The sequence below is a fragment of the Methylobacterium oxalidis genome (genome assembly GCF_007992195.1).
GTDB classification, from domain to species: Bacteria; Pseudomonadota; Alphaproteobacteria; order Rhizobiales; family Beijerinckiaceae; genus Methylobacterium; species Methylobacterium oxalidis.
On the sequence record NZ_BJZU01000090.1, the window covers coordinates 16,006 to 41,347 of the forward strand.

Sequence of the window (25,342 nt, forward strand, 5' to 3'; positions counted from 1 at the left end):
CCTCAGGCGACCTTGACGCGGCGCACGAGAAGCCGCGCGACGATGAGCACGATGAAGGTGACCACGAACAGGATGCAGCCGAGCGCCATCAGCGCGTTGAGCTGCATTCCGTCCGCCTCGTTGAACTCGTTGGCGATGCGCGAGGCGATGGTCGAGCCCGGATCGAAGATCGAGGCGGAGAGCCGGTTGGCGTTGCCGATCACGAAGGTGACCGCCATGGTCTCGCCGAGGGCGCGGCCGAGGCCGAGCATGATCGCGCCGATGATCGAGACGGAGGCCTGCGGCACGAGCACGTGGCGCACCACCTCCCAGGTGGTGCAGCCGATGCCGTAGGCGCTCTCGCGCAGGATCGTCGGGATCTGGTCGAGCATGTCGCGGGTGATCGAGGCCACGAAGGGCACGATCATGATGGCGAGGATGATGCCGGCGGTGAGGATGCCGACGCCCGAGGGCACGCGGGCATAGAGCAGCGTGCCGACGATGGGCAGGCCCTCGACGAGGTTCGAGACCGGCACCTGCACGAAGCGGGCGAAGAGCGGCGCGAAGATGAACAGGCCCCACATGCCGTAGATGATGCTGGGCACCGCGGCGAGGAGCTCGATCGTCATCGCGACGGGCTTGCGCGCCCAGCCGGGGCAGAGCTGCGTGAGGTAGACCGCGATGCCGAGGGAGAGCGGCACGCCGATCAACAGGGCGATCAGCGCCGAGGCGAGGGTGCCGACGATGGCGACCCAGGCGCCGAACTGCTCGGTGCCGATGTTCCAGGAGGTGGAGGTGATGAAGCCCGGCCCGAACTCGCGGAAGGCGGGCCAGCCGCCGTAGGCAATGGAGGCGAGGATGCCCGCGAGCACGAGGAGCACGATGATGGCGGAGGCGTAGGCGGCGCCGCGGAAGACGCCGTCGAGGCCCTTGCTCGGTGGACGGCGGATGCGGGTCGCCTCGGGGTGCGCCAGCGCGATCTCTTCGGTCAAGGAGGCCATCCGCAGTTCTCGTCGGTTCGAGGCGTTTAGCGCGCGGCGGTGCCGGATGCGAGCGGGGCAGGAGGCAGGCTCCCACTCCCGGCCGGGAGTGGGGGCCCGCTCAGGATGGAGCGGCCGGAGCCGCGGCTCACATGTTGAGAACGGGCTTGCCGTCCTTGCCCTTGATCTGCTTCCACTCCTCGTGGATCAGGCCGACGACGTTGTCGGGCAGGGGCACGTAGTCGAGCTCGGAGGCGAGCTTGTCGCCGTTCTTGTAGGCCCAGTTGAAGAACTTGAGCACCTCGGCGGACTTCGCGGCGTCGGCCGCGTCCTTGTGGACCAGGATGAAGGTCGCCGCGGTGATCGGCCAGGCGCCGTCGCCGGCCTGATTGGTCAGCGAGATGCCGAAGCCCGGGGCGCCCTTCCAGTCGGCGCTGGCGGCGGCGGCCTGGAACGCCTTGTCGTCCGGCTGCGGGAACTTGCCGGCCTTGTTCTGGATCAGCGTGTGGCTCAGCTTGTTCTGCTTGGCGTAGGCCGACTCGACGTAGCCGATGGCGTTGGGGACCTGCTTGACGGTCGCGGTGACGCCCTCGTTGCCCTTGCCGCCCTGGCCGGCGGGCCAGGAGATGGTGGTGGCGGCGCCGAACTCCTTCTTCCAGGGCTCGGAGACCTGAGAGAGGTAGGTGGTGAAGATGTTCGTCGTGCCCGAGGCGTCCGAGCGATAGACCGGGGTGATGGTGGCGTCGGGCAGCTTCACGCCCTCGTTGACCGCGGCGATCTTCGGGTCCGACCACTTGGTGATCTTGCCGGCGTAGATGTCGGCCACGAGTTCGCCCGTGAGCTTGAGCTTGCCCGGCTCGACGCCCGCGATGTTCACCACGGTGACGACACCGCCCATCACGGTGGGGAACTGGACGAGGCCGTCCTTCTCCAGGGCGGGGCCCTTCAGAGGGGCGTCGGTGGCGCCGAAATCGACGGTCTTGGCCTGGATCTGCTTGATGCCGCCGCCCGAGCCGATCGACTGGTAGTTGAGGCCGGTGCCGGTCTCCTTGCGGTAGGCCTCGGCCCACTTCGAGTAGACGGGGAAGGGGAAAGTGGCGCCGGCGCCGGTGATGTCGGCGGACTGCGCCGGGAGGGCGAGCTGGATCGTCGCGAGGCCGATGGCGAGCGCGTAGCTGAAGGGTTTCACATGCGTCTCCGTTTGCTGCCGGGCGCTGGGCGCCGCTGCGTCCCGGTTCCGGGAGCCCAGGGGCCTTTCGCGGACGACCGCGGAAGCGGCCGGGGCTGCGATAGCCGCCCGACGATGCCGCCTCTATGACGGAGACATGACAGAGCGATGACAGCGGCCGGCCCGGCGCAAGCGCCTGCCCCGCTTACCCACTCCGCCGCGTGGCGCCTCGTGCGGTGGCCGGTGCGGTTCCGCGCGCCCGCGGCACCGCGCGTGCGGATGCGGCGGCCCGCGATGGCACGGTTTTGCCGCCTCGCGCGTTCCTCAATCGCTACGGTCGCGGATCCTCAGAGCGCGGCGCGTAGCCGGACGGATGCGATGGCGAGCGTGGACAACGGACTCTCCGCCCCACCGGCGGGTCAGGCGGACCGGAATCCGGCGGATCCCGGCGACGCCGCCTATCTGGAGTTGCACCAGCGGCGCGAGGCGCTGGAGCGCAGCCTCGCGCTCGTGCAGGTCCGGCTGCGCTGCGCGCCCGATGCCGCCGAGCGGGCCCGCGTGCAGGCGGAGGAGGAGGATCTGCTCAGGGAACTCGACCGGGTGCTGACCCAGATCCGTGCGGCCGAGTACAGGCGCCGGCCGGGCGCGCGGCGCTGGTGAGCCCTCAGGCGATCCGGCGCCGGTCGCGCTCCTTGTGGCGCAGGCGCAGGAGCAGGTCGACCTGCGAATCGGGGATCGGCTGCCGCTCGACGCTGTCCTCGTAGATCGAGCGGAGAGCGTGGCCGAGCCGGTAGCGGGTGTCCACGCTGAGGGCCGGCGCGGAGGGGCAGCCCTCCGCCGAGTAGCTATCAGGCTGGGCGGACTCCTCGCGCATCGTCTCTCCCCCTTGAGACAGGAACGCCGCCCCGCGCAGGTCGCGCGGAGGGTCGCCGCGAATCTCGCGCGGGATGGTTAACAATTCGTTACAGCCAAGTTCTGCTCAAGTGCGCGTCGTGACGACAACCTGCCGCGGCAAATCTGAGCGCGCCCGCGTCAACCGAATACGACGCGCGACCGTGTCGCATCTTGCGCCGGCGCCGGGCCTCAGGCCTCCGCACCTTGGAGAAGGCGGGCCGCTGCCGCGCGCGCCTCGTCGGTGACGGTCGCGCCCGCGAGCATGCGGGCGATCTCCTCGCGGCGCGCCTCGACGGGCAGCGTCGCGACCCGCGTGGCGACGCGGTCGCTGCCCTTCACGGAATCCTTGGCGATGAGGAAGTGCGTCTGCGCCCGCGCCGCCACCTGGGGAGCGTGGGTGACGGCCACGACCTGCACGTTGCGCGACAGGCGGGCGAGACGCGCGCCGATCGCGTCCGCCACGGCACCGCCGACGCCGGTATCGATCTCGTCGAAGATCAGGGTCGGGGCCGAGCCCTTGTCGGCGAGCACCACTTTCAGGGCCAGCATGAAGCGGGAGAGCTCTCCGCCGGAGGCCACCTTCATCATCGGTCCCGGCCGGGTGCCCGGGTTCGTCTGCGCCCAAAACTCGACCCGGTCGCTGCCCGCGGGGTCGCGCGATTCGGGATCGGTGGCGATCTCGGTGATGAAGCGGGCGCGCTCCAGCTTCAGCGGCGGCAGCTCCGCCCTGACCGCCGCGTCGAGGGCCTTGGCGGCGCGTCGCCGGCCCTCGCTGAGCTTGCCCGCCGCCTTGGCGTAGGCGGCCTCGGCGGCGTCGAGCTCCTGCTGCAGGCCGCCGAGCGCTTCCTCGCCCGCGTCGATCGCGGCGACATCCGCCTCGTAGCGCTCGCGGAGTGCCGCGAGGTCGTCCGCCGCCACGTCGTACTTGCGGGAGGCGGCCCGCAGGGCGAACAGCCGCTCCTCCACCCGCTCCAGCTCGCGCGGATCAAACTCGGTCTCGGAGAGGGCCGCGTCGAGGACGCTGCGCGCCTCGTCGAGCGCCACCAGGGCGGCGTCGAGGGCGGCGACGCAGGGCTCGACCAGGGCGGGGAGCTGCGCCGCGCGCCGCTCCAGCTTGCGCACCGCCGAGGACAGGTGGGCGCTGCCCGAGTTCGGGCCGCCGACCGCCTCGAGCGCGTCGTTGAGCTCGCGCGCCACCTTCTCGCTCTGCTGCATCACGGTGCGGCGCTCGGCGAGCGTCGCCTCCTCGCCCGGCTGCGGATCGAGGGTGGCGAGCTCGTCCACGGCGTGGCGCAGGAAGTCGGCCTCCTTGCGCGCAGCCTCCACCCGGGCGCGCTGCTCGGAGAGCGTGCTGCGGGCCTTGCGCACGCGCCGGGAAGCCTCGGCCACCGCGGCGAGCGGCCCCTGCAGACCGCCGAAGGCGTCGAGGATGGCGCGGTGGGTGGAGGGGTCGGCGAGCGCCCGGTCGTCGTGCTGGCCGTGGATCTCGACGAGGGCCGCGCCGATGGCGCGCAGCACCTGCACGCCCACCGGCTGGTCGTTGACGAAGGCGCGGGTGCGCCCGTCCGCCATCTGCGTGCGGCGCAGGATCAGGTCGCCCTCGGTGTCGATCTCGGCCTCCGCCGCGATGGTGCGGGCCGGGTGGTCGAGGGGTGCGTCGAACACCGCGGTGACGCTGCCCTGGCCCTCGCCGTGGCGCACGAGGCGGCCGTCTCCGCGCCCGCCGAGGGCCAGCGCGAAGGCGTCGAGGAGGATCGACTTGCCCGCACCCGTCTCCCCGGTCAGGACGCTGAGCCCCTCGCGAAAATTGAGCTCAAGCTTGTCGATCAGAACGATGTCGCGGATCGCAAGCTGCACGAGCATGCCGCGTCGGAAGCCCTGTCGTACTCTGGAAAGCCGTCATGTAAGGCGAAGCGCGGCGGAGCGCACGCCGAAAATGCGTCGCGGGCGAGGCGGCGTCGGCCGGCTTCGCCCGCGGGTCGTCCCGGAATGCCCCGCGGTTACTGCGCGGAGGCGGTGCGGCCGGTCACGGAGGAGAACATCCGGCTCAGCCAGGAGCCCTTCTCCTCGCGCGGCTCCAGGCCGCCGGTCTGCAGGAGGGCGTGGGCGTCCTTGTACCAGGGCGAGTCGGGGAAGTTGTGTCCGAGCACGGCGGCCGCGTTCTGGGCCTCCTGGGTGATGCCGAGCGCCATGTAGGCCTCGACCAAGCGCTCCAGCGCCTCCTCGGTGTGGCGGGTCGTCTGGTAGCGGCTGATCACGTCGCGGAAGCGGTTGATCGCCGCCGGGAAGTTGCGCCGCTGCAGGTAGTAGCGGCCCACCTCCATCTCCTTGCCGGCGAGCTGGTCGCGGGTGATCTGGATCTTGGCCTTGGCGTCGTTGGCGTATTCCGAGGTCGGATAGCGCTGGACGAGTTCCTGGAGGGCGACGAGGGCCTTCTCCGAGCGGTCCTGGTCGCGGGTCACGTCCGGGATCTGCTTATACTGCGACATCGCCATCAGGTACTGGGCGTAGGCCGCGTCCTTGCTCGCCGGGTGGCGCTGCAGGTAGCGCTTCGAGGCGTTGATCGCGTCGTCGTACTTCTGGCCCTCGTAGTTCGCGTAAGCGGTCATCAGGAGCGCTTTGCGGGACCAGTCCGAGTAGGAATACTGCTTGTCGAGGTCGCCGAACTTCTTGACCGCGCCCTCGTAGTCGCTGTCTTCCATCTTGGCCAAGCCCTCGCTGTAGAGCTTGTCCGCGGGGACGTCCGGCACGACCTCGGGCTTGTACTTCTCGGCGAAGGGATTGATCGAATCGAGCGCGTCGCAGCCGCCGAGTCCGAGGCCGAGGACGCTCAGGAGCACGGCCGCCAGCGCACCGCGGTTCGGATAGGTGACAGGCATTTGCGGTTCATTCCCCAACAGGCGCGGCTCGTTCTGCGAGAGCCTCGCGCCGCCAAGCCATCACGAGTGTCGTGCCGGCGGGCGGGGACCATGCCACGGCGCCCGGCGCCGTCGCCTCCCCTGAGAGCCCGCTCTTCACAGACGATTTACCCTGGCGTCCAATTCGGGCGTGAAAACGGCGGGCGGGCCGCCGGCTCGATCGGATGCGGCCTGTGTCTTGAGGGTTACAGGTCGCCCGCGAAGGCGGCGATCCCGAGGCCGACGCCGAACTCGGCCAGCGCGCTCTCGCGGCGGCCGCCCTGGGCCTCGATGACCGCGTAGTTGGCGCGGTCGGAGAAGAGGGCGGTGAGCACGCCCACATTCATGCGGTGGCCGCCGCAATAGGAGCGGTAGGCCCCCTGGATCGGCAGGCCGGCGAGCGCGAGGTCGCCGACCGCGTCGAGGAGCTTGTGCCGGACGAACTCGTCGGCGAAGCGCAGGCCCTCCGGGTTCACCACCGCGGTCTCGCCGACCGCGACCGTGTTCTCCAGGGAGGCGCCGAGCGCGAAGCCCGCTTTCCAGTAGCGCTCCACGTCCTTCATCATCCCGAAGGTGCGGGCGCCCGCGATCTCGCGGCGGTAGGAGGCGGGGGTGAGGTCCATGGCCTTGCGGCTGCGGCCGATCACCGGGCTCTCGAAATCGATCTCGACGTCGAGGCGGAAGCCCCGGTCGATGGGGCGGAGCTCGGCGAAGGCGCGGCCCACCTCGATGCGGACGGGACGGATCACCTTGATCCATCTGCGGGGCGCCCCGCAGGCCCCGACGCCGACGGCGTCGATGGCCCGTACGAAGGGAAGGGCGCTGCCGTCGAGGATGGGCATCTCCGGCCCGTCGATCTCGATCAGCGCGTTGTCGATACCGAGTCCGTAGAGGGCCGACATCAGGTGCTCGACGGTGGCGACCGCGCCGGTCGCGACATCACCGATGACGGTGCAGAGCTCGGTTGCCGAGACGCAGGCGTGGTGGGCTTTGATGAACCGGTCGTTGCCCGTGGGCATCCCGGTGCGGAGGAAGGCGATACCGTGATTGGCGGGAGCGGGATGAATCGTGATCTCCGCCGGATTCCCGGAATGGACGCCGATACCGGACAGCGTCGTCGGAGCCCTGAGGGTCGTTTGTTGGTTCGTTCGCATTCCTTAGCCCTCGGCCGCGATCGGGCTGTCCGGCGCGATGACCGCGCGCGAAAGCCCTCTCAGATCCGTCCGCTGCTTGGTGCCCCTGCGTGCGCTGGCTGTCGAAACCGCCGCGCTTCGTCGTTCCGAAATTTTCTATAGCGGCGCCCAAATGCCCGGCCAAATCACGGATTCTTACGCTCTGTTACAGCGGGCAGTTGCGGACACGAATCCAAAAGCGCTTTTCGATCAGTGTGTTAACAAATAGTTAACGGCGGGCGGTTGTAGACCGGCGGCTGTTGCAGAAAAAGCTCAGCGCTCGGAGCACCACCCTGCATGCCGCCCCGGGAGCGGATCGTCCGAGCCCGTTCGGCCCCGGTTTCTGAGCCGGCTGCGTGTTCGCGCGAGCGGCCCGGACCCCGGCCGGACCGGTTCCGAATGTCCCCGGTTCGCGCGCCTTCGGACGAAGTGTGAGGAGATCGGCGCTGCCGGGACCTACGACCCGGGAATCACCGCGGGTGAGCCCTGCGGGAGGCACCGCACGCGTGTCCCGGGGCTCGCGCAGCGCGAGCCCCGGGACGGGTCACGGCACCGGAGATCGGACCTCGCCGGAGCGAGGTCCGCCGCGTCCTCAGTTCGCCTGGCGGCGGAGGAAGGCGGGGATCTCCAGCTGGTCGTCGTCCATCATCCGCGGAGCCGGCGCGACGCGCCCCTGCGGGTCGAGGTTCCCCTGCGCGGGCCGGTAAGCCGGAGCGGCGGGCGCGCGGGGCGCCGGCGGCGCCGCCGGGGGCAGGCTGTGCTGTGGGGCCGCTGCCGTCCGGACGGGTGCCGGGGCGGCCTCGGGCTCCTCGCGGCGGCCGCCGAAGCCCACCGTGGCGAGGCGACGCAGCAGCGTCATCCGCTTCGAATCGGCCGGGGTCTCGGCCTGCTCCTCGCCGCGGCTGGCGCGGATCTGGGCTTGGCCGATCGGCGGCAGTTCATGGATCTGCGGCATGCGCGGCGGACGGGCGAGCGGGGCGGCGGCCGAGGCCGGCGCGGCGGGGCGCGGCGGCACGAACGGGCCGGCGGCCAGCGGGGCAGCGGGCTCGGCCTGCGGGGCGGGCGGGGCCGCGTAGGGCACCGCGACGCGAGGCTGCGCCTGGGTCAGCACGACGTCGTCACGCACGACGGGTGCCTGAGCCTCGGCCCGGAGGTCCGCGGCGGCGATCATCGGCTCGAGAGCCGCGGGGCGCACGGGCATGCCGAGGCTCGCCGCCTGGGGAGCATGCGAGACGGCGTGCGAGAGGGCCTGGGCGGCCGAGGGGGCGGCCTGGAGCGGGCTCTGGGCCGTCATCGCCTGCGGCGCCGGCTCGGGGGCGCGGGCGGCGGGCTGGGCGGCGCGGGCGCGGGCCTCGGCGCGCAGGCGCTCGGCGACCTCCGCGATGCGCTGCTCGGTCTGCACGATCTCGGGGTTGTTCGGCGAGTTCGCCGAGATCAGGGCCGGCTCGATGCCCGTGGCGACGACCGAGACGCGGATGATGCCGTCGAGGCTCTCGTCGAACGTGGCGCCGAGGATGATGTTGGCTTCCTGATCGACCTCCTCGCGGATGCGGGTGGCCGCCTCGTCGAGCTCGTACAGGGTGAGGTCGTTGCCGCCGGTGATCGAGATGAGGAGCCCGCGCGCGCCCTTCATCGAGACGTCGTCGAGGAGCGGGTTGGCGATGGCGGCCTCGGCGGCGCGGCTGGCGCGCTTCTCGCCGGACGCCTCGCCGGTACCCATCATGGCCTTGCCCATGCCGCGCATGATCGCGCGCACGTCGGCGAAGTCGAGGTTGATCAGACCCTCCTTCACCATCAGGTCGGTGATGCAGGCGACGCCCGAGTAGAGCACCTGGTCGGCCATCGCGAAGGCGTCGGCGAAGGTGGTCTTCTCGTTGGCGACCCGGAACAGGTTCTGGTTCGGGATCACGATCAGGGTGTCGACCGCGGCCTGGAGCTCCTGGATGCCGGCCTCCGCCGTGCGCATCCGGCGCATGCCCTCGAACTGGAACGGCTTCGTGACGACGCCGACCGTGAGGATGCCCATGTCCCGCGCCGCCCGGGCGATGACGGGCGCGGCGCCCGTGCCGGTGCCGCCGCCCATGCCGGCTGTGATGAAGCACATGTGGGCGCCCGAGAGCTGGTCGCGGATCTCGTCGATCACCTCCTCGGCGGCCGCCGAGCCGACCTCGGGGTGCGAGCCCGCGCCGAGGCCCTGCGTGACGCCGATGCCCATCTGGATGACGCGCTCGGCCTTGGAGGAGGTCAGCGCCTGCGCGTCGGTGTTGGCCACCACGAACTCGCAGCCGAGCAGGCCCGATTCGATCATGTTGTTGACGGCGTTGCCGCCGGCTCCGCCGACACCGAAGACGGTGATGCGGGGCTTGAGTTCCCGGATGTCCGGCGCCTGCAGACTGATGGCCATGATGCTCGACCCTCTCGTGACTTTCGCGATGTGCTGTGGCGCTCCGGAAGGAGCGCCGATGGCGTTTCAGGCCGCGGCGGGCCGATCCGGCCGCCGCGCCTCACTTCAGAAGCTCTGGCCGATCCAGTCGATGAGCCGGCCCAGGTAACCGTCCGTTCCGGTGCCCGCGAAGACGCCGTGCCCGCGAGGCTCGAAATGCTCCGCGTGGGCCACCTGCGGGTAGACGAGGAGCCCGACCGCCGCCGAGAAGGCGGGCCCCTTGGCGGCCTCCGGCAGGCCGCGGATGCCGAGCGGCCGGCCGATCCGGACCTGCCCCTGCATCACCCGCCGGGTGACCTCGGGCAGGCCGACGAGCTGGCTGGCGCCGCCCGTGAGCACCACTCTACGGCCCGCCTGCTCCGCGAAGCCCGCGTTGCGCAGGCGGTCGCGCACCAGTTCGACCACCTCCTCGACCCGCGGGCGGATGATCCGCACGAGGTGGGAGCGCGGCACGTGGGTCGGCGCATCGGCCTCGTCCTCGCCGACCCCGTGCACCGCGATCATGTCGCGCTCGTCGGAGGGCGTGGCGATGGCCGAGCCGTAGAGGGTCTTCAGGCGCTCGGCCGCGGCGACCCGCGTCGAGAGCCCGCGGGCGATGTCCATGGTGACGTGGTGGCCGCCCACCGCGACCGCGTCGCAGTGGACGAGGTGCCCGCCCGCGAAGACGCCGACGCTGGTGGTGCCCCCGCCCATGTCGACGACTGCGACGCCCATCTCCGCCTCGTCGTCGACGAGGGCCGAGAGGCCGGCGGCGTAGGGGGTGGCGATCACCGCCTCGACGCCGAGATGGCAGTGCTCGACGGCGAGCATCAGGTTGCGGGCGGCGGCCGCCTCGCTCGTGACGACGTGCAGGTCGACTCCGAGAGCGTCGCCGATCATGCCCGACGGGTCGATCACGGCGCCCTGGCCGTCGAGCGCGTAGCCCGTCGGCAGGGCGTGGAGCACGGCCCGGCCGGGGCTGACGGCGTGGGCGCTCGCGGTCTCCAGCACCCGCTCGACGTCCGAGCCCGTGACGGTGCCGGTGCGGACGTTGACCCGCGCCTCGAAATGCTGGGAGCCGAGCCGGCCGCCCGACATGTTCACGATGACCGACTGGACCTCGACCTTCGCCATCCGCTCGGCGGCGTGCACCGCCTGGCGGATCGAGGCCTCGGCCTTCTCCAGGTCGACGATGACGCCGCCCTTCAGCCCGAGCGAGCGCTGGTGGCCGATGCCGATGATGCGGGCGAGGTGCGTGCGGCCCTTGAGGGTCGTCAGCGCCTCGGCCGGCTGCAGCTCGGCGATGAGGCAGACGACCTTGCTCGTTCCGATGTCGAGGACCGAGAGCGTCGCGCTCCGGCGGGCGGAGAGCGGCTTCAGTCTCGGCGTGAGGCCGTGGTGGCTGTGCATCGAACGCTACCGGACGACGGGAGAGGGGATGGACGCGGGGCGGAGGGGGGAGCGGTGCGGGGCGCGGCTCATGTCGCGGTCCCCTTCTTCGGTTTCTTCTGGCTCTCGGCCCGGACGGCGGCGGCCTCCTCGGTCAGGCGCACCACGACGCGGTCCGGCATGCGCAGGTCGACCGCGATGATGTCCTTCTCCAGGATCTTCGCCTCGCGCTCGAGCCGCACGAGGCGGGCCAGAGCCGCGGCGGCCCCGCTCTCGGGCAGGCGCACGTCGACGCCGTCGAGCTTGAGCGTCCAGCGGCGTCCGGAGACGAAGGTTCCAGCCTTGACGCGCTCGCCGAGGGCGCCGGCCGCGCCGATCAGCGCGAGGTACTCGCCGAGCCGCGTGTTGGCTTCCTCGCCAACCACGAGGGGCAGGCTCGCGTAGCGGTCGTCCCGCATGGTGTCGATGACGGTGCCGTCGGCGGCGATGACGCTGATCTCGCCGTTCTTCTGCCAGAGGGCGGCGGGCTCGCGCTCCACCTGGTTGATGACGATCTCGTTCGGGTAGAGCTTGCGCACCGAGGCCGAGGCGATGAGCGGTACCCGCATCAGGCGCTCGCGGACCTCGTTCACGTCGAGGAAGACCACGGAGGAGCGGCCGTCGATGCCAGCGGCCTGAAGCACCTCGCGCTCGTACATCCGCGAGATGCCCGAGATGGTGACGCGCTCGACGCCGAAGCCGGCCAGCCGCGCGGCGATGTCGAGGGGGCGGCCGTGCTCGACGACGAACGCCTCGTAGCGCCCGCTCGCGATGAAACCCGTGACGGCGACGGCGGCGAAGGCGGCCGAGAGCCCGAGCGAGCCGGCATAGGCCGGCAGGCGCTCGGCGATGGGCGTCGCGGGCCGCGGCCGGCGGCTCCGGCGAAGGAAGCGGGGCAGGCGGCTCGCGAGACGGGCGCGCAGGCCGCCGTCACCGGGATACCCGGTGGGGCTCAGCGGCCCAGAGAAGCGTCCTCCACCATCCATCGGACGAGCTCACCGAAACTCAAGCCAGCGTGGGCTGCGATCTCCGGCACAAGGCTCGTCTGGGTCATGCCGGGTTGCGTGTTGACCTCCAGCACGACGAGGGCACCGGTTCCTCCCGGTGTATCGTCGTAGCGAAGGTCGGCACGGCTGACGCCCCGGCAGCCCAGTGCTTGATGCGCCGTTAACGCCAACTCTTGGACACGCTGGTAAACATTTGGTTTAATTTCTGCCGGCAGCACGTGGATCGACCCCCCGGCGGCGTACTTCGCGTCGAAGTCGTACCACTCCCCGGTGGCGGGCTTGATCTCGATCACCCCGAGGGCCCGGTCGCCCATCACGGCGCAGGTCAGCTCGCGGCCCGCAACGTAAGTCTCCGCAAGGACTTGCTCGCCGTAGGTCCAGTCGTCCGAGGCGAGGATCTGGGGCGGGTGGGAGCGCTCCTCGCGCACGATGATCACGCCCATCGAGGACCCTTCGGCGATCGGCTTGACGACGTACGGAGGGGTTAACGGGTGTGCTCTGGCTGCATCATGACGGTTAACGACGCGGCCCTCCGGCACGCTGACTCCGGCCGCCCGCATGACCGTTTTGGCACGCTCCTTGTGCATGGCGAGGGCCGAGGCGAGCACGCCGGAATGGGTGTAGGGGATCTTCAGGAGCTCGAGCAGGCCCTGGATGGTGCCGTCCTCGCCGGCCGGCCCGTGCAGCGCGTTGAAGGCGGCGTCGGGCCTGAGGGCCGTGAGCACCGTGGCGACGTCGGGCCCGGCATCGACGGGCGTGACGCGGTAGCCCTGCTCCTCCAGAGCCCGGGCGCAGGCGGTGCCGGAGCGGAGCGAGATCTCCCGCTCGGAGGACCATCCGCCCATCAGGACGGCGACGTGCTTGGACATGGGCGGGCTCGCGGGTTGGAGGTCGTCGGTACGATCAGGGATCGGCGAAATCGGTCACGTCGAACGGCCCGGCCCATTCGGAGAAGGCCGGGACGGAATCGTCTTCGCGGACGGCTTCCCGATACGGCAGCCCCGCACGGGACGTGGCGCTCCCGCGCAGCCGTCGTCCCGGCCGCGATCAGGCCGCGACGCCGATCCGCTTGATCTCCCAATGCAGCTCGACGCCGGAGGTCTCGCGCACGCGGCGGCGCACCTCCTCGCCGAGGCCCTCGATATCGGCGGCGGTGGCGCCGCCGCGGTTGATCAGGAAGTTGCAGTGCATCTCCGAGACCTGCGCGCCGCCCATCGTCAGGCCGCGGCAGCCGGCCGCGTCGACGAGCTGCCAGGCCTTGCCGCCGGGCGGGTTCTTGAAGGTCGAGCCGCCGGTGCGCTCGCGGATCGGCTGGGCCGCCTCGCGGGCGGCGGTGACCCGCTCCATCTCGGCCTCGATGGCCTCGCGCTCGCCGGGCCTTCCGCGGAACAGGGCGCTCGTGAAGATCACGTCCTCGGGCGCCGAGGTATGGCGGTAGGAGAAGCCCATCTCGGCGTGGCCGAAGGTGCGCAGGCGCCCCGTCCGGTCGATGCCGCGGGCCTCGACGAGGACGTCGGTGGTCTCGCCGCCGTGCGCGCCGGCGTTCATGCGCAGCGCGCCCCCGACCGAGCCCGGGATGCCGCGGAAGAAGGCGAGACCGTCGAGCCCGGCCTCGGCCGCCGCCTTGGCGAGGCGCATGTCGGGCACGGCGGTGCCGGCGCGCAGGCTCTGCCCGTCGATCTCGACGCTGCCGAAGGCTCTCCCGCCGAGGCGGATCACCACGCCCGGCACGCCGCCGTCGCGCACGATCAGGTTCGAGCCGAGGCCGATCACGGTCACGGGCACGCCGGCGTCGAGGCCGGCGAGGAGATGGGCGAGGTCCTCCTCGTCGGCGGGCGTGAACAGCACCTGCGCGGGGCCGCCGACGCGGAACCAGGTCAGGTCCGCGAGCGACGGGTTCGCCAGGAGCCGGCCGCGGAGTTGCGGGGCGCCGGCGCGAATCTGCGGGATGAGGTCAGGAAATCCGGTCATTCGTGTTCCCCCCTTCTCCCCGCGGGCGGGGAGAAGGATGCGCGGCGAGGATCGTGTCGGGCACGGACCCGATGGCGGTCGGGACGCCGCCGCCCGGGATGGGCCGGCCGCACGCCCTCACACCTTCAGGGCGGAGAGTTCCCCCGGCAGGGCGTAGGCCCACTGCGTGATGTTTCCGGCGCCGAGACAGACGACGTAATCGCCGGGCTTGGCGTGGCCCGCGACGATGCCGGCGAGATCCTCCGAGCGCTCGAGCGCCACGGCGTCGCGGTGGCCGCGCGACTTCAGGCCGGCGACCAGGCTGTCCCGGTCGAAGCCCTCGATCGGCTGCTCGCCCGCCGCGTAGACGGGAGCGACGATCACCGTGTCGGCGTCGTTGAAGCAGGTGCAGAAATCGTCGAACAGCGACTGCAGGCGGGTGTAGCGGTGAGGCTGCACCACGGCGATGACGCAGCCGTCCGTCGAGGCGCGGGCGGCCTTGAGCACTGCCTTGATCTCCACCGGGTGGTGTCCGTAATCGTCGAAGATCTGGGCGCCGTTCCACTCGCCGGTGCGGGTGAAGCGGCGCTTGACGCCGCCGAAGCCGGCGAGCGCCCGGCGGATGGCCTCGGGCGAGACGCCGAGCTCGTGCGCCACCGCGAGCGCGGCGGTCGCGTTGAGCGCGTTGTGCTTGCCGGGCATCGGCAGGACGAGATCCTCCATCTCCATCCGGAAGCCGGGACGGCGGTCGCGGATCATCACCCGGAAGCGGCTCTGGCCGCCGCGCAGGTCCACGTCGAGGAGGCGCACGTCCGCCTGCGGGTTCTCGCCGTAGGTGATGATGCGCCGGTCCTCGATGTGCCCGACGAGGTCCTGCACGATCGGATGGTCGATGCACATCACGGCGAAGCCGTAGAAGGGGATGTTGTCGATGAAGCGCCGGAAGGCGTCCTTGACCGCGTCGAAAGAGCCGAAATGGTCGAGGTGCTCGGGGTCGATGTTGGTGACGATCGCCACGTCGGCGGGCAGCTTCAGAAAGGTGCCGTCCGATTCGTCGGCCTCCACCACCATCCACTCGCCCTCGCCCATGCGGGCGTTGGTGCCGTAGGCGTTGATGATGCCGCCGTTGATCACGGTCGGGTCGAGATTGCCGGCGTCGAGCAGCGTCGCGACGAGAGAGGTCGTGGTGGTCTTGCCGTGCGTGCCCGCGATGGCGACGCAGGACTTGAAGCGCATCAGCTCGGCCAGCATCTCGGCCCGGCGAACCACCGGCAGTCGGCGCTCGCGGGCGGCCACCAATTCCGGGTTGTCACGGCGGATCGCGGTCGAGACGACCACGAGGGCCGCCTCCTCGACGTTCTCGGCCGCGTGGCCGACGAAGGTCTTCATGCCCTTCTCGGCGAGGCGGCGGACGTTGGCGTTGTCGTTGGCGTCCGACCCCTGCACCGTGTAGCCGAGGTTGTTCATCACCTCGGCGATGCCGGACATGCCGATCCCGCCGATGCCGATGAAGTGGATGGGTCCGAGCTTGTCGGGCAGCTTCATGGTCAGAACCGTTCCGTTCGGGCGCGTCGGCGCGGGATCGGGGTGATCAGGTGCGGGCCGCCGTCTCGACGACGACCGCGGCGAGCCGCTCGGCGGCGTCGTGGATGCCGGCGCTTTTGGCCGCTGCGGCGGCCCGGGTCAATTTCTCGGGATTTCCGAGGAGATCGACGAGCTCGGCCGTGAGCCGGTCCGGCGTGAAGGCGCTCTGCGGGATGGCGAGCGCCGCGTCGATCCGGCTGAGGGTGGCGGCGTTGGCCGCCTGGTCCTGGTCGAGAGCGCCCGGCAGCGGAACCAGGATCGCGGGCCGGCCGATCGCGGCGAGCTCCGAGACCGTCGAGGCGCCCGAGCGCGCGACGACGAGGTGGCTCCCGGCCATCCGGGCGGGCAGGTCGCGGAAGAAGGGCGCCGCCTCGATCCCGCGCAGGCCGAGGCTGAGATAGGCGTTCTGGACGGCGGTGAGATCCTCGGCGCGGGCCTGCTGGACGAGGGAAAGGCGCGCGCGCAGGTCCGCGGGCAGCTGCTCCACCGCCTTCGGCACCACCTCGCTCATCACGCGGGCGCCCTGGCTGCCGCCGAACACGAGGAGCCGCAGGTCGTCCCCGGGCCCGAGCGGCGGCAGCGGGGTGCGGGCCGCCTCGAGCACGGCCGGGCGGAGCGGGTTGCCGGTGTGGATGCGCGGCGCCCGCGCCTTGGCGGGCACGCCGCGCACCTCGGCGAAGCCCGTGCAGATGGTGCGGGCGCCGCGGGCCAGGAAGGCGTTGGCGCGGCCCATCACGGCGTTCTGCTCGTGCAGGACGGTCGGCACGCGCAGGATCTGCGCGGCGAGCATCGGCGGCACGGTGGGGTAGCCGCCGAAGCCGACGACGACGGCCGGGTTGATCCGCCGGACCTGCCGGGCCGCCTCGCCGAAGCCGCGCCCGAGCGTGAGGAGCGCGCCGGCGCGACGCACCAGCGAGCGGCCCGACGGCGTGGCGGAGGGGATCGTCACGATCTCCGAGGCCGGGAAGTCCTGGGCGATCGAATCCACCCGCGCGTCGGTGGCGAGCGCCACCCGCAGGCCCCGCGCGCGCAGGGCGTGCGCCAAGCTCTCGGCCGGGAAGAGGTGGCCGCCCGTGCCGCCCGCGCAGAGCAGGACCGTCGCCTGGAACACCGTCACCGCATCACTCCCGCGACGGTGGCGGGCGCGGTGCCCGGCGGCTTCTGGCTCAGCATGGTCACGCGGGGGCGCTTGCGGGTGAGCGCGATGAGGAAGCCCATGCCGAGCGCCAGCGAGATCAGCGAGGAGCCGCCGTAGGAGACGAAGGGGAGCGTCATGCCCTTGGCCGGCATGAGCTGCGTGTTGACCGCCATGTTGATGCAGGCCTGCAGGCCGAACAGGGTGGTGAGCCCCGTGATGGCGAGGCGCGAGAAGGTGTCGTCGGTGCGCCGCGCCAGCTTCAGGCCGCGCATCACGATGAAGGCGAACAGCGCCAGGAGACCGAGACAGACCAGCACGCCGAACTCCTCGCCGGTGACCGAGAAGATGAAGTCCGTATGTGCGTCGGGCAGGTGGCGCTTGGCCACCCCCTCCCCCGGTCCGGTGCCGAACCAGCTGCCCGAGCGGAACGACTCGCGGGACCAGAACTCCTGGAAGCTGTCGCCCGAATCCTTGTTCAGGAAGCGCGAGATGCGCTCGCGGACGTGGTGCAGGAAGGTGTAGGCGGCGAACACCCCGACGAGGCCCGCCGCGCCGAGGCCGGCCACCCAGAACCAGTGCAGGCCCGCCACGAAGAACAGGGCGCACCAGACGATGGTGATCAGCATCGTCTGCCCGAAATCGGGCTGCAGGATCAGCGGCACGATGGTGACGGGCAGGAGCAGGATGGCGAGGAAGCCGCCCGGCATGTCGCGGCGCTGCGCGCCCTCCGAGAAGGCCCACGCGGCGACCACCACGAAGGCGGGCTTCACGAACTCCGAGGGCTGCAGGCCGAAGGAGCCGAACTGGATCCAGCGGTGCGCGCCCTTGATCTCGGGCCCGAACTTGCCGGCCAGGATGCAGAGCGCCACGCCGACCACCCAGGTCACGAGGGCGACCCGGCGGACGTGGCGCAGCGACAGGAAGGAGACCGCGACGATGAGCAGGATGGTCGGAGCGAGGTAGAGCGCCTGCCGGTTCAGGAAGTAGAAGGTGGGCAGGCCGATGCGCTCGGCCACCGGCGGGCCGCCGCCCATCAGGAAGACGAGGCCCGCCACCATCAGGGCGCCGAGGGCGGCGAGCAGGCCGCGGTCGACGGTCCACCACCAGTCGGTCAGGGGCGTGCGTTCCGCGCGGGACATCATGGCGAAGGGCGTGCTCCGTCCGGGGGACGCCCGGGGAGGAGCGTCCGACAGCCGGCGGCGATCCTGTGCCCGAATGGTAAACGGTCTCTTATGGTTATCGCTTTCTGACGTTCGATACCCGTCAGGGTAGCGTCGGCACGAGTTCGCGCACGAGCTCGCGGAAGCGGTCGCCGCGCTCCTCGAAGCTGCGGAACTGGTCGTAGGAGGCGCAGGCCGGCGAGAGCAGCACCACGGGCTCCGGCGCGGCCGAAGCGGCCGCGCCCTCGGCGGCGGCGCGGGTCGCCACGTCGAGGGTCTCGCAGCGGGTGTAGGGCACGGCGCCCTCCAGGGTCGCCGCGAAGGCGTCGCTCGCCGCGCCGATCAGGTAGGCGTGGGCGACGCGGGAGAACAGCGGCACCAGCGGGTAGATGCCGCCCTCCTTGGCCTTGCCGCCGAGGATCCAGTGGATGTCGCGGAAGGCGGTGAGCGCCTTCTCGGTCGAATCGGCGTTCGTCGCCTTCGAATCGTTGACGAAGAGCACGCGGCCGCGGCGGGCCACCTCCTCCATGCGGTGGGGCAGGCCGGGAAAGCTGCGCAGGGCCGCCTGCAGCGCCTCGCCGGTCACGCCGAGGGTGCGCACGGCGGCGGCCGCCACCGCGGCGTTCTGCCAGTTGTGGGCGCCGCGCAGGGACCCGATCCCGGTGAGATCCGCCACCACCGCGTCGCCCTCGCGGATCACGCCCTCCTGGGCGACGAGCCCGTCGACGGGCGTCAGGGCCTCCGTCGGCCCCGCCACGTGGACCCGCACCGTCGGCCCCTCGCGCCGCTCGGCGATGAGCCGGCTCGGGCCGTCGTCGGTGCCGACGACCGCGAGGTCGGCGCCCGCCACCAGCCGCTCCTTGATGGCGGCGTACTGCTCCATCGTGCCGTGCCGGTCGAGGTGGTCCGGCGTGATGTTGAGGAGGATGCCGACCGAGGGCGCGAGCGAGGGCGTCAGGTCGATCTGGAAGGAGGAGAGCTCGATCACGTGGACGCGGCCAGCCATCGGCGGCTCCAGCGAGAGGATCGCGGTGCCGATGTTGCCGCCCATCTGCACGTCGTGGCCGGCCTCCCGCAGGAGGTGGGCGATCAGCGCCGTCGTGGTCGACTTGCCGTTGGTGCCCGTGATGGCGACGAAAGGCGCACCCGGCGCGCTCTTCGCCCGCTCGCGGCAGAACAGCTCCACGTCGCCGATCACCGCGACGCCCGCGGCGCGAGCGAGCCCGACTGTCCAGTGCGGCTCGGGATGGGTCAGCGGCACGCCGGGCGACAGGACGAGGGCGGCGAAGTCCGACCAATCGGCCTCGCGCAGGTCGACGGTCGCGATGCCCTGGGCCTGCGCCCGCTCCATGCTCGCCGGGTTGTCGTCGCAGGCCGCGACCTCGGCACCGCCGGCCCTGAGGGCGAGCGCGGTCGCGAGCCCCGAGCCGCCGAGGCCGAACAGGGCGACGCGGCGTCCTTCGTAGGTGGTGACGGGGGTCATGGGCCTTCCGGTACGCGGGCGACGTCGTTTCGCCGCCGAAGGACCATATCGTCGCGGCTAGCGCAACTTCAGGGTCGCGAGGCCGGCGAGCGCCAGGATCACGGCGATGATCCAGAAGCGGATCACGACCTGCGGCTCCTTCCAGCCCTTCTGCTCGAAATGGTGATGGATCGGCGCCATCCGGAAGACGCGCTTGCCCGTGAGCTTGAAGGAGGCGACCTGGATGATCACCGACATGATCTCCAGCACGAACAGGCCGCCGACGATGGCCAGCACGATCTCGTGCTTCGTGGCCACCGCGACGGCACCGAGGAGGCCGCCGAGCGCCAGCGAGCCGGTGTCGCCCATGAAGATCTGCGCGGGCGGCGCGTTGAACCAGAGGAAGCCGAGGCCCGCACCGATCACCGCCCCGCAGACGATGGCGAGCTCGCCCGTGTCGCGCACGTAGTTCACCTGCAGGTAGTTCGCGGTGAAGGAGTTGCCGACGAGGTAGGCGATCACCCCGAAGGTGCCGCAGGCGATCATGACGGGGACGATGGCGAGGCCGTCGAGGCCGTCCGTGATGTTGACCGCGTTGCCCGCGCCCACGATCACGAAGCCGGCGAACAGCACGTAGAACCAGCCGAGGTTCAGGAGCGCGTCCTTGAAGACCGGGAAGGCGAGCTGGTTCTGCAGCGCGGCCGGCGAGTAGAGCGCGATCATCGTGCAGGCCGAGATCGCGATCAGCGCCTCCAGCGCCAGGCGGAACTTGCCCGAGAAGCCCTTGTGGGACTGCTTCGTGACCTTGAGGTAATCGTCGTAGAAGCCGATCGCGCCGAAGCCCAGCGTCACCACGAGGGTGATCCAGACGTAGTGGTTGCGCGGGTTCGCCCAGAGCAGCACCGCCACGATGGCGCCGGCCAGGATCATCAGCCCGCCCATGGTCGGCGTGCCGCGCTTGGTCAGGAGGTGGGATTGCGGCCCGTCCTCTCGGATCGGCTGGCCCTTGCCCTGGCGCAGGCGCAGCAGCGAGATGATCCAGGGTCCGAACCAGAACACGAACAGGCCCGCCGTGAACAGCGCGCCGCCGGTGCGGAAGGTGATGTAGCGGAAGACGTTGAGAGGCGAGAAGGAGCCGCTCAGGTCCGACAGGAGGTACAGCATCCGGGGCTCGGCCGCAGCAGGGTTCGATCGACGATGCGGGGCCGGGAGGGTGCGGCGACCTCCGGCCCGTCCGCGACCGCCCGAGGGTGGCCCGCGGCGCGAGGAGACGTCACGGCGCCGAGAGGGCGGCCGCGCGCTGTGATGGGTCGCCCGCGTAGCGGGCTTTGAGCGCCTCGACAATCCGTCCCATGCGGATGCTGTTCGAGCCCTTCACCATCACGGCGTCGCCGGGGCGCAGCGCGCCGAGCACCGGCTCGACGAGGTCGGCCGAGGCGGTGCAGGCGACGCCGCGCCGGCCGACCGGCAGCGCCTCGAACAGGTGGCGCATCAGCGGACCCGCGGTGAAGACGAGGTCGATCCCGCTCGCCTCGACGGCGGCGGCGAGCTCGCGGTGGTGGCGCTCGGCCGCCTCGCCGAGCTCCAGCATGTCGCCGAGCACCGCGATGCGGCGCCCGCGCGGGCCGGTCTCGATGGCGGCGAGCGTCGCCAGCGCGGCGCGGATCGAGGCGGGATTGGCGTTGTAGCTCTCGTCCACGAGGAAGGCCTCGCCGCCCTTCAGGGCGAGCGCCGTGCGCTCGCCGCGCCCGACCGGCGGCCGCAACGCCGCGAGCGAGAGGGCGGCGCGGGCGAGATCGGCGCCGAGGGCGTGGACGACGCCCATCACCCCGAGGGAGTTCATGGCGACGTGCCGGCCCGGCGTGCCGAGCTGATAGGTGACGGGGATTCCCATGACGGTGGCGTCGACCACGGAGAGGTCGGGCCGCAGCACGATGCGGTTCGCCCGGACATCGGCCTCCGGGTGCTCGCCGAAGGTGACGACGCGGCCGGCGCGCGAGGCCAGGGCGTGCGCCAGCAGGCGCGGGAAGTTCGGATTGTCGCGGTTGATCACGGCGACGCCGCCGGGCTTCAGCCCGGAGAAGATCTCGCCCTTGGCGTCGGCGATGGCCGAGAGCGAGCGGAAATGCTCGATATGGACAGGCTCGACCGTGGTGATCAGCGCCACGTCCGGCCGCACCATCGCGGTGAGCGGCAGGATCTCGGCGGCGTGGTTCATTCCGATCTCGAAAACGCCGAAGCGGCTCCCGGCCGGCATCCGGGCGAGCGTCAGCGGCACGCCCCAGTGATTGTTGTAGGACGCGATCGAGGCGTGGGTCTCGCCTTGCGCCGAGAGTACGTGGCGCAGGGCCTCCTTGGTGCCCGTCTTGCCGACGGAGCCCGTCACCGCGACGATGGCGGCCCGCGTCCGCGCGCGGGCGGCCTGCCCGAGGCGGCGCATGGCGTCGAGGACCGGGTCCTCGCCTTCCCCCGGCACCGCGAGCACGGGGCCGTGCGGGGCGAGGTCCGCGGCGCGGACCTCCGAGACGACCGCCGCGCCCGCCCCGCGCCCCAGCGCGTCGGGGACGAAGTCGTGCCCGTCGCGGGCCTCGCCGCGGATCGCGAAGAACAGGTCGCCGGGCTGAAGGCTGCGGGTGTCGATCGAGGCGCCGGTGATCGGGCGGGCCTCGCCGGCGAGGCGGCCGCCGGTGGCCGCGGCGAGGTCGTCGGCGGTCCAGAGCGGCGCGTCGGTCATCTGGTCGGTCATCCCCTCACCTCCGCGATCGCGGCGCGGACCACGTCGTGATCCGAGAACGGGAGCACGCGATCCCCCACGATCTGGCCGGTTTCATGACCCTTGCCGGCCACGACCAGCACATCGCCCGGCCCGAGGCCCGCGACCGCCGACCGGATCGCCTCGGCCCGGTCGCCGATCTCGGCGGCGCCCGGCGCCGCGGCGAGGATCGCGGCGCGGATGGCGGCCGGCTCCTCCGTGCGGGGATTGTCGTCGGTGACGATGACGCGGTCGGCGAGGCGGGCCGCGATGGCGCCCATCAGCGGGCGCTTGCCCCGGTCGCGGTCGCCGCCGCAGCCGAAGACGAGGACGAGACGCCCCGTCGCGAAGGGGCGCAGCGCCGTCAGCACGCCCTCCAGCGCCTCGGGCTTGTGGGCGTAGTCGACGAGGCAGAGCGCCCCATTGACCTCGCCGACCCGCTCCATGCGGCCGGGCACGCCCTCCAGATGCTCCAGCGCGGAGAAGACCGCCCCGGGGTCGGCATCGCCCGCCGGCGTCGCGAGGGCGAGGCCCGCCGCCACGAGGGCGTTCTCGACCTGGAATCCGCCCACGAGGGGCAGCCGCACCGTGTGCCGGCCGCCGGGGCCGAGGAGATCGAGCACCTGCGCGAAGCCCTCGGTCCGGGCGGCCTCCAGGCGGATATGGTCACCGGCCCGGCCCGTCGTGCGGATGTCGAGGCCGTTGCCCGCGGCCGCCTCGACCACGCGCTCGGCATAGGCGCCGTCGGCGTTGATGACGGCCGGCGTGCCGGGGCGGGCGAGCGTCGTGAACAGCCGCAGCTTCGCCGCGAGGTACTCCTCGACCGTGGCGTGGTAGTCGAGATGGTCCCGCCCGAGATTGGTGAATCCGACCGCGGAGAGCCGCACCCCGTCGAGGCGCCGCTGCACGATGCCGTGCGAGGAGGCCTCCATGGCGAGGTCGGTGATGCCCTCCTGCCGGGCGAGGCAGGCCAGCGTCCTGTGGAGCGAGACGGGGTCCGGCGTCGTCAGCGAGCCGTAGGAGGCGCCCCGGTTCGTCACGATGCCGACCGTGCCGAGGCTCGCGGCCTCGCGGCCGAGACGGGCGAGGATCTGGCGGGTGAAATCGGCGACCGAGCTCTTGCCGCTCGTCCCCGTGACGGCGACGACGGTCTCGGGCTGCAGGCCGTGGAAGCGGGCGGCGGCCAGCGCGAGGCAGCGGTGCGCGTCCGCGACGGCGATCCAGGGCACGTCCGGGTCGAGATCGGGCGGGGGAGCCCCCTCCCCCACCACCGCGATGGCGCCGGCCGCGACGGCGCCGGCCGCGAAGGCCTTGCCGTCGACCCGGGTGCCCGGCACCGCCAGGAACACGAAGCCGGGGGCGACCTTGCGCGAATCGGCGGTCAGGCCCGCGACGACGTAGTCCCCCGCCCCGTCGGTCGGGGCGTCGGGGAAGAGGTCGCTCAGCGTCGGGCCGATCGCGGTCATGCTCGCGTCCTCCGGGCCGACCTCGAGGGTCACGGGCCGCCCACCTGGGTGGCGTGGTAGGCGCCGAGCTTCACCATCAGCGGGAAGGGCTTGGCCGGCGGCTCGAAATAGGGCGGCAGGCCGAGGATCGGCGTCACGCGCTCGATCACCTTGCCCGTGACGACGCCGGAATTCCAGGCCGCCGTGGCGTAGCCGCCGCTCTCCGGCAGCCCTTGCGGCTCGTCCATCAGCGTGACGAAGAGGTATCTCGGCTTGTCCATGGGGGCGGCCGCCATGAAGGTCGTGAACAGGCGGTTCTTCACGTAGCGCCCGTTGATGACCTTCTCGGCCGTGCCGGTCTTGCCGCCGACGAAGTAGTAGGGGATCGCCGCCTTCTTGGCCGAGCCCTCCACAGCGTTGAGCCGCATGATGAAGCGCATCGCCTCGCTGGTCTCGGGCTTGAGCACGCGGGTGGCCTTGGCCATCGCCTCCTCGGGGGTGGTCTTGAGGAAGGTCGGCGTCATCAGGAAGCCGCCGTTCGAGATCGCGGCGACCGCGGCCGAGGCCTGGAGGGGGGCGACCGCGAGGCCGTGGCCGAAGGCGATGGTGATCGTGTTGATCTCGGTCCAGCGCGGCGGGATGATCGGGGCGGCCGATTCCGGCAGCTCGGTCCGGAGCCGGTCGAGCAGGCCCATCCTCTTCAGGAACGCCTTGTGGCCGGGCACGCCGACGCCGAGGGCCATCTTGGCCGAGCCGATGTTCGAGGAGTGCGTGAACACCTCCGGCATCGTGATGACGCGGTTGGTGCCGTGATACTCGTGGATCTTCTGGCGGCCCCAGTTCAGCACGCCGCCGCGGGTGTCGAACGTCGAGTTGACGGTGTACTTGCCCGACTCGAGCGCCATAGCGAGCGTCATCGCCTTGAAGGTCGAGCCCATCTCGTAGACGCCGACGTTCATGCGGTTGATGCGGTCGTCCGAGAGCGCGTCGACCGGGTTGTTCGGGTCGAAGTCGGGCATCGAGACGAGGGCGATCACCTCGCCCGTGGTCACGTCCATGATCATCGAGGCGCCGGCCTTGGCCCGGAAGTGCTCGATGCCCTTGGCGAGCTCGTCGCGCACGGCGAACTGGGCCCGCAGGTCGATCGAGAGCTGCACCGGCTTGAGGTCGGTCTGCTTGCCGACGAGGCCGAACTCGTTGAGCGCCCGGTTGCCCTGGTTGTCGATGTACTTCTCGATGCCGGCGATGCCGATGTTGTCGAGGTTCGTCACGCCGAGGATGTGGGCGGCGGCCGTGCCGTTCGGGTATACCCGCTTGTGGTCGGGCAGGAAGCCGATGCCCGGGATGCCGAGCCGGTGCACCTCGGCCTGCTGCTTCGGGGTCAGCTCGCGCTTCACCCAGACGAAGCCGACGCCCTTCCTGCCGGGCTTCGGCGTCAGCTTGGCGCGCAGTTCCGTGGCGTTCAGGTCGGGCAGGACGGCGGTGAGAAGCTCCACCGCCTCGTCCTTGTCGTAGATGTTGCCGGGCTCGGCGAAGACCGAGACGGTGCGGATGTCGGTGGCCAGCACCTCGCCGTTGCGGTCGACGATGTCGGGCCGGATCGCCGTGGTGGAGGCGGCCGCGACCCGGTGCTCCTGGCTGGGGGGCTCGCCGAAGGCCGCCATCATCAGGAGGCGCACGCTGATCGCGCCGAAGACGCCCGCGAAGGCGAGGCCGACGAGCCCGACGCGGGTGTAGGAGCGCTCGATGGCGAGGCGGAACATCGAGCGGACGAGGTTCATGACCGGGCTGCGAGCCTGCTCGCCGTGATGGTCGGCGATCTCGGGCGCGCCGGATTCGGAAGGGTGATGCTCGGATGCCTCCCAGGCCGCCGCCTCGGCCGGAGCCGCCGCGTCGACAAACTC

At 71.5% G+C, this 25,342-nt stretch carries 20 protein-coding genes; 1 reads left to right on the plus strand and 19 read right to left on the minus strand.

Annotated elements, in window-relative coordinates; translation table 11 throughout:
• Positions 1-2: 2 nt before the first annotated feature.
• Entirely contained in the window at positions 3-980 is a 978-nt protein-coding gene (gene pstC, locus MOX02_RS20380; RefSeq protein ID WP_147027633.1) for a phosphate ABC transporter permease subunit PstC, read from the minus strand.
• Positions 981-1,107: 127 nt separating this feature from the next.
• Positions 1,108-2,148 carry a phosphate ABC transporter substrate-binding protein PstS gene (gene pstS, locus MOX02_RS20385; protein ID WP_147027634.1) on the minus strand — a complete coding sequence of 347 codons (1,041 nt, stop codon included), beginning with the start codon at positions 2,146-2,148 and terminating at the stop codon, positions 1,108-1,110.
• Between the two features lie 357 nt (positions 2,149-2,505).
• Here pstS and MOX02_RS20390 point away from each other — a divergent pair, with 357 nt between their 5' ends.
• Positions 2,506-2,787 carry a hypothetical protein gene (locus MOX02_RS20390; protein ID WP_147027635.1) on the plus strand — a complete coding sequence of 94 codons (282 nt, stop codon included), beginning with the start codon at positions 2,506-2,508 and terminating at the stop codon, positions 2,785-2,787.
• A gap of 4 nt (positions 2,788-2,791) precedes the next feature.
• Here MOX02_RS20390 and MOX02_RS20395 read toward each other — a convergent pair whose 3' ends face one another.
• From MOX02_RS20395 to MOX02_RS20475, 17 genes are all read right to left on the minus strand, one after another.
• Positions 2,792-3,001 (minus strand): hypothetical protein, encoded by a 210-nt coding sequence (locus MOX02_RS20395; protein ID WP_147027636.1) that lies wholly within the window; start codon positions 2,999-3,001, stop codon positions 2,792-2,794.
• 209 nt (positions 3,002-3,210) lie between these two features.
• Positions 3,211-4,884, minus strand: a complete 1,674-nt coding sequence (gene recN, locus MOX02_RS20400) for a DNA repair protein RecN (RefSeq protein ID WP_147027637.1) — start codon at positions 4,882-4,884, stop codon at positions 3,211-3,213.
• A 137-nt stretch (positions 4,885-5,021) separates the two neighbouring features.
• Positions 5,022-5,900 carry an outer membrane protein assembly factor BamD gene (locus tag MOX02_RS20405; RefSeq protein WP_147027638.1) on the minus strand — a complete coding sequence of 293 codons (879 nt, stop codon included), beginning with the start codon at positions 5,898-5,900 and terminating at the stop codon, positions 5,022-5,024.
• Between the two features lie 224 nt (positions 5,901-6,124).
• Positions 6,125-7,072 (minus strand): UDP-3-O-acyl-N-acetylglucosamine deacetylase, encoded by a 948-nt coding sequence (gene lpxC / locus MOX02_RS20410; RefSeq protein ID WP_147027639.1) that lies wholly within the window; start codon positions 7,070-7,072, stop codon positions 6,125-6,127.
• A gap of 610 nt (positions 7,073-7,682) precedes the next feature.
• Positions 7,683-9,494 (minus strand): cell division protein FtsZ, encoded by a 1,812-nt coding sequence (gene ftsZ / locus MOX02_RS20415; protein ID WP_147027640.1) that lies wholly within the window; start codon positions 9,492-9,494, stop codon positions 7,683-7,685.
• 105 nt (positions 9,495-9,599) lie between these two features.
• Positions 9,600-10,922: a cell division protein FtsA gene (ftsA, locus tag MOX02_RS20420; RefSeq protein WP_147027641.1), complete on the minus strand. Its 1,323-nt coding sequence runs from the start codon at positions 10,920-10,922 to the stop codon at positions 9,600-9,602.
• A gap of 68 nt (positions 10,923-10,990) precedes the next feature.
• The gene (locus MOX02_RS20425; protein WP_147027642.1) at positions 10,991-11,926 is read right to left on the minus strand and encodes a cell division protein FtsQ/DivIB; all 936 of its coding nucleotides are present in this window, start codon (positions 11,924-11,926) and stop codon (positions 10,991-10,993) included.
• On the minus strand, positions 11,893-12,816 hold the full coding sequence (locus MOX02_RS20430) for a D-alanine--D-alanine ligase (RefSeq protein ID WP_147027643.1): 924 nt from the start codon (positions 12,814-12,816) through the stop codon (positions 11,893-11,895). The genes MOX02_RS20425 and MOX02_RS20430 overlap by 34 nt, the downstream gene beginning before the upstream one ends.
• Positions 12,817-12,994: 178 nt before the next feature.
• Entirely contained in the window at positions 12,995-13,918 is a 924-nt protein-coding gene (gene murB, locus MOX02_RS20435) for a UDP-N-acetylmuramate dehydrogenase (RefSeq protein WP_147027644.1), read from the minus strand.
• A 117-nt stretch (positions 13,919-14,035) separates the two neighbouring features.
• Positions 14,036-15,442, minus strand: coding sequence for a UDP-N-acetylmuramate--L-alanine ligase (gene murC, locus MOX02_RS20440; RefSeq protein WP_147027645.1), 1,407 nt, complete (start codon positions 15,440-15,442; stop codon positions 14,036-14,038).
• Positions 15,443-15,488: 46 nt separating this feature from the next.
• Entirely contained in the window at positions 15,489-16,598 is a 1,110-nt protein-coding gene (murG, locus tag MOX02_RS20445) for an undecaprenyldiphospho-muramoylpentapeptide beta-N-acetylglucosaminyltransferase (protein ID WP_147027646.1), read from the minus strand.
• Entirely contained in the window at positions 16,595-17,761 is a 1,167-nt protein-coding gene (locus MOX02_RS20450; protein ID WP_147027647.1) for an FtsW/RodA/SpoVE family cell cycle protein, read from the minus strand. The genes murG and MOX02_RS20450 overlap by 4 nt, the downstream gene beginning before the upstream one ends.
• A gap of 121 nt (positions 17,762-17,882) precedes the next feature.
• Entirely contained in the window at positions 17,883-19,262 is a 1,380-nt protein-coding gene (gene murD, locus MOX02_RS20455; RefSeq protein WP_147027648.1) for a UDP-N-acetylmuramoyl-L-alanine--D-glutamate ligase, read from the minus strand.
• Positions 19,263-19,319: 57 nt separating this feature from the next.
• Positions 19,320-20,405, minus strand: a complete 1,086-nt coding sequence (gene mraY / locus MOX02_RS20460; RefSeq protein ID WP_147027649.1) for a phospho-N-acetylmuramoyl-pentapeptide-transferase — start codon at positions 20,403-20,405, stop codon at positions 19,320-19,322.
• A gap of 109 nt (positions 20,406-20,514) precedes the next feature.
• Entirely contained in the window at positions 20,515-21,975 is a 1,461-nt protein-coding gene (locus tag MOX02_RS20465) for a UDP-N-acetylmuramoylalanyl-D-glutamyl-2,6-diaminopimelate--D-alanyl-D-alanine ligase (RefSeq protein ID WP_147027656.1), read from the minus strand.
• Positions 21,976-21,983: 8 nt separating this feature from the next.
• Positions 21,984-23,459, minus strand: coding sequence for a UDP-N-acetylmuramoyl-L-alanyl-D-glutamate--2,6-diaminopimelate ligase (locus MOX02_RS20470; RefSeq protein ID WP_147027655.1), 1,476 nt, complete (start codon positions 23,457-23,459; stop codon positions 21,984-21,986).
• A 29-nt stretch (positions 23,460-23,488) separates the two neighbouring features.
• Positions 23,489-25,219: a peptidoglycan D,D-transpeptidase FtsI family protein gene (locus MOX02_RS20475; protein ID WP_147027657.1), complete on the minus strand. Its 1,731-nt coding sequence runs from the start codon at positions 25,217-25,219 to the stop codon at positions 23,489-23,491.
• Between the last annotated feature and the right edge of the window lie 123 nt (positions 25,220-25,342).

Bases quoted from the DNA above. Each gene is read 5' to 3' on its own strand.
- pstC (WP_147027633.1), bottom strand. From the start codon at position 980: ATGGCCTCCTTGACCGAAGAGATCGCGCTGGCGCACCCCGAGGCGACC.
- MOX02_RS20390 (WP_147027635.1), top strand. From the start codon at position 2,506: ATGGCGAGCGTGGACAACGGACTCTCCGCCCCACCGGCGGGTCAGGCG.
- MOX02_RS20395 (WP_147027636.1), bottom strand. From the start codon at position 3,001: ATGCGCGAGGAGTCCGCCCAGCCTGATAGCTACTCGGCGGAGGGCTGC.
- recN (WP_147027637.1), bottom strand. From the start codon at position 4,884: ATGCTCGTGCAGCTTGCGATCCGCGACATCGTTCTGATCGACAAGCTT.
- MOX02_RS20405 (WP_147027638.1), bottom strand. From the start codon at position 5,900: ATGCCTGTCACCTATCCGAACCGCGGTGCGCTGGCGGCCGTGCTCCTG.
- lpxC (WP_147027639.1), bottom strand. From the start codon at position 7,072: ATGCGAACGAACCAACAAACGACCCTCAGGGCTCCGACGACGCTGTCC.
- ftsZ (WP_147027640.1), bottom strand. From the start codon at position 9,494: ATGGCCATCAGTCTGCAGGCGCCGGACATCCGGGAACTCAAGCCCCGC.
- ftsA (WP_147027641.1), bottom strand. From the start codon at position 10,922: ATGCACAGCCACCACGGCCTCACGCCGAGACTGAAGCCGCTCTCCGCC.
- MOX02_RS20425 (WP_147027642.1), bottom strand. From the start codon at position 11,926: ATGGATGGTGGAGGACGCTTCTCTGGGCCGCTGAGCCCCACCGGGTAT.
- MOX02_RS20430 (WP_147027643.1), bottom strand. From the start codon at position 12,816: ATGTCCAAGCACGTCGCCGTCCTGATGGGCGGATGGTCCTCCGAGCGG.
- murB (WP_147027644.1), bottom strand. From the start codon at position 13,918: ATGACCGGATTTCCTGACCTCATCCCGCAGATTCGCGCCGGCGCCCCG.
- murC (WP_147027645.1), bottom strand. From the start codon at position 15,442: ATGAAGCTGCCCGACAAGCTCGGACCCATCCACTTCATCGGCATCGGC.
- MOX02_RS20450 (WP_147027647.1), bottom strand. From the start codon at position 17,761: ATGATGTCCCGCGCGGAACGCACGCCCCTGACCGACTGGTGGTGGACC.
- murD (WP_147027648.1), bottom strand. From the start codon at position 19,262: ATGACCCCCGTCACCACCTACGAAGGACGCCGCGTCGCCCTGTTCGGC.
- mraY (WP_147027649.1), bottom strand. From the start codon at position 20,405: ATGCTGTACCTCCTGTCGGACCTGAGCGGCTCCTTCTCGCCTCTCAAC.
- MOX02_RS20465 (WP_147027656.1), bottom strand. From the start codon at position 21,975: ATGACCGACGCGCCGCTCTGGACCGCCGACGACCTCGCCGCGGCCACC.
- MOX02_RS20470 (WP_147027655.1), bottom strand. From the start codon at position 23,459: ATGACCGCGATCGGCCCGACGCTGAGCGACCTCTTCCCCGACGCCCCG.
- MOX02_RS20475 (WP_147027657.1), bottom strand. From the start codon at position 25,219: ATGAACCTCGTCCGCTCGATGTTCCGCCTCGCCATCGAGCGCTCCTAC.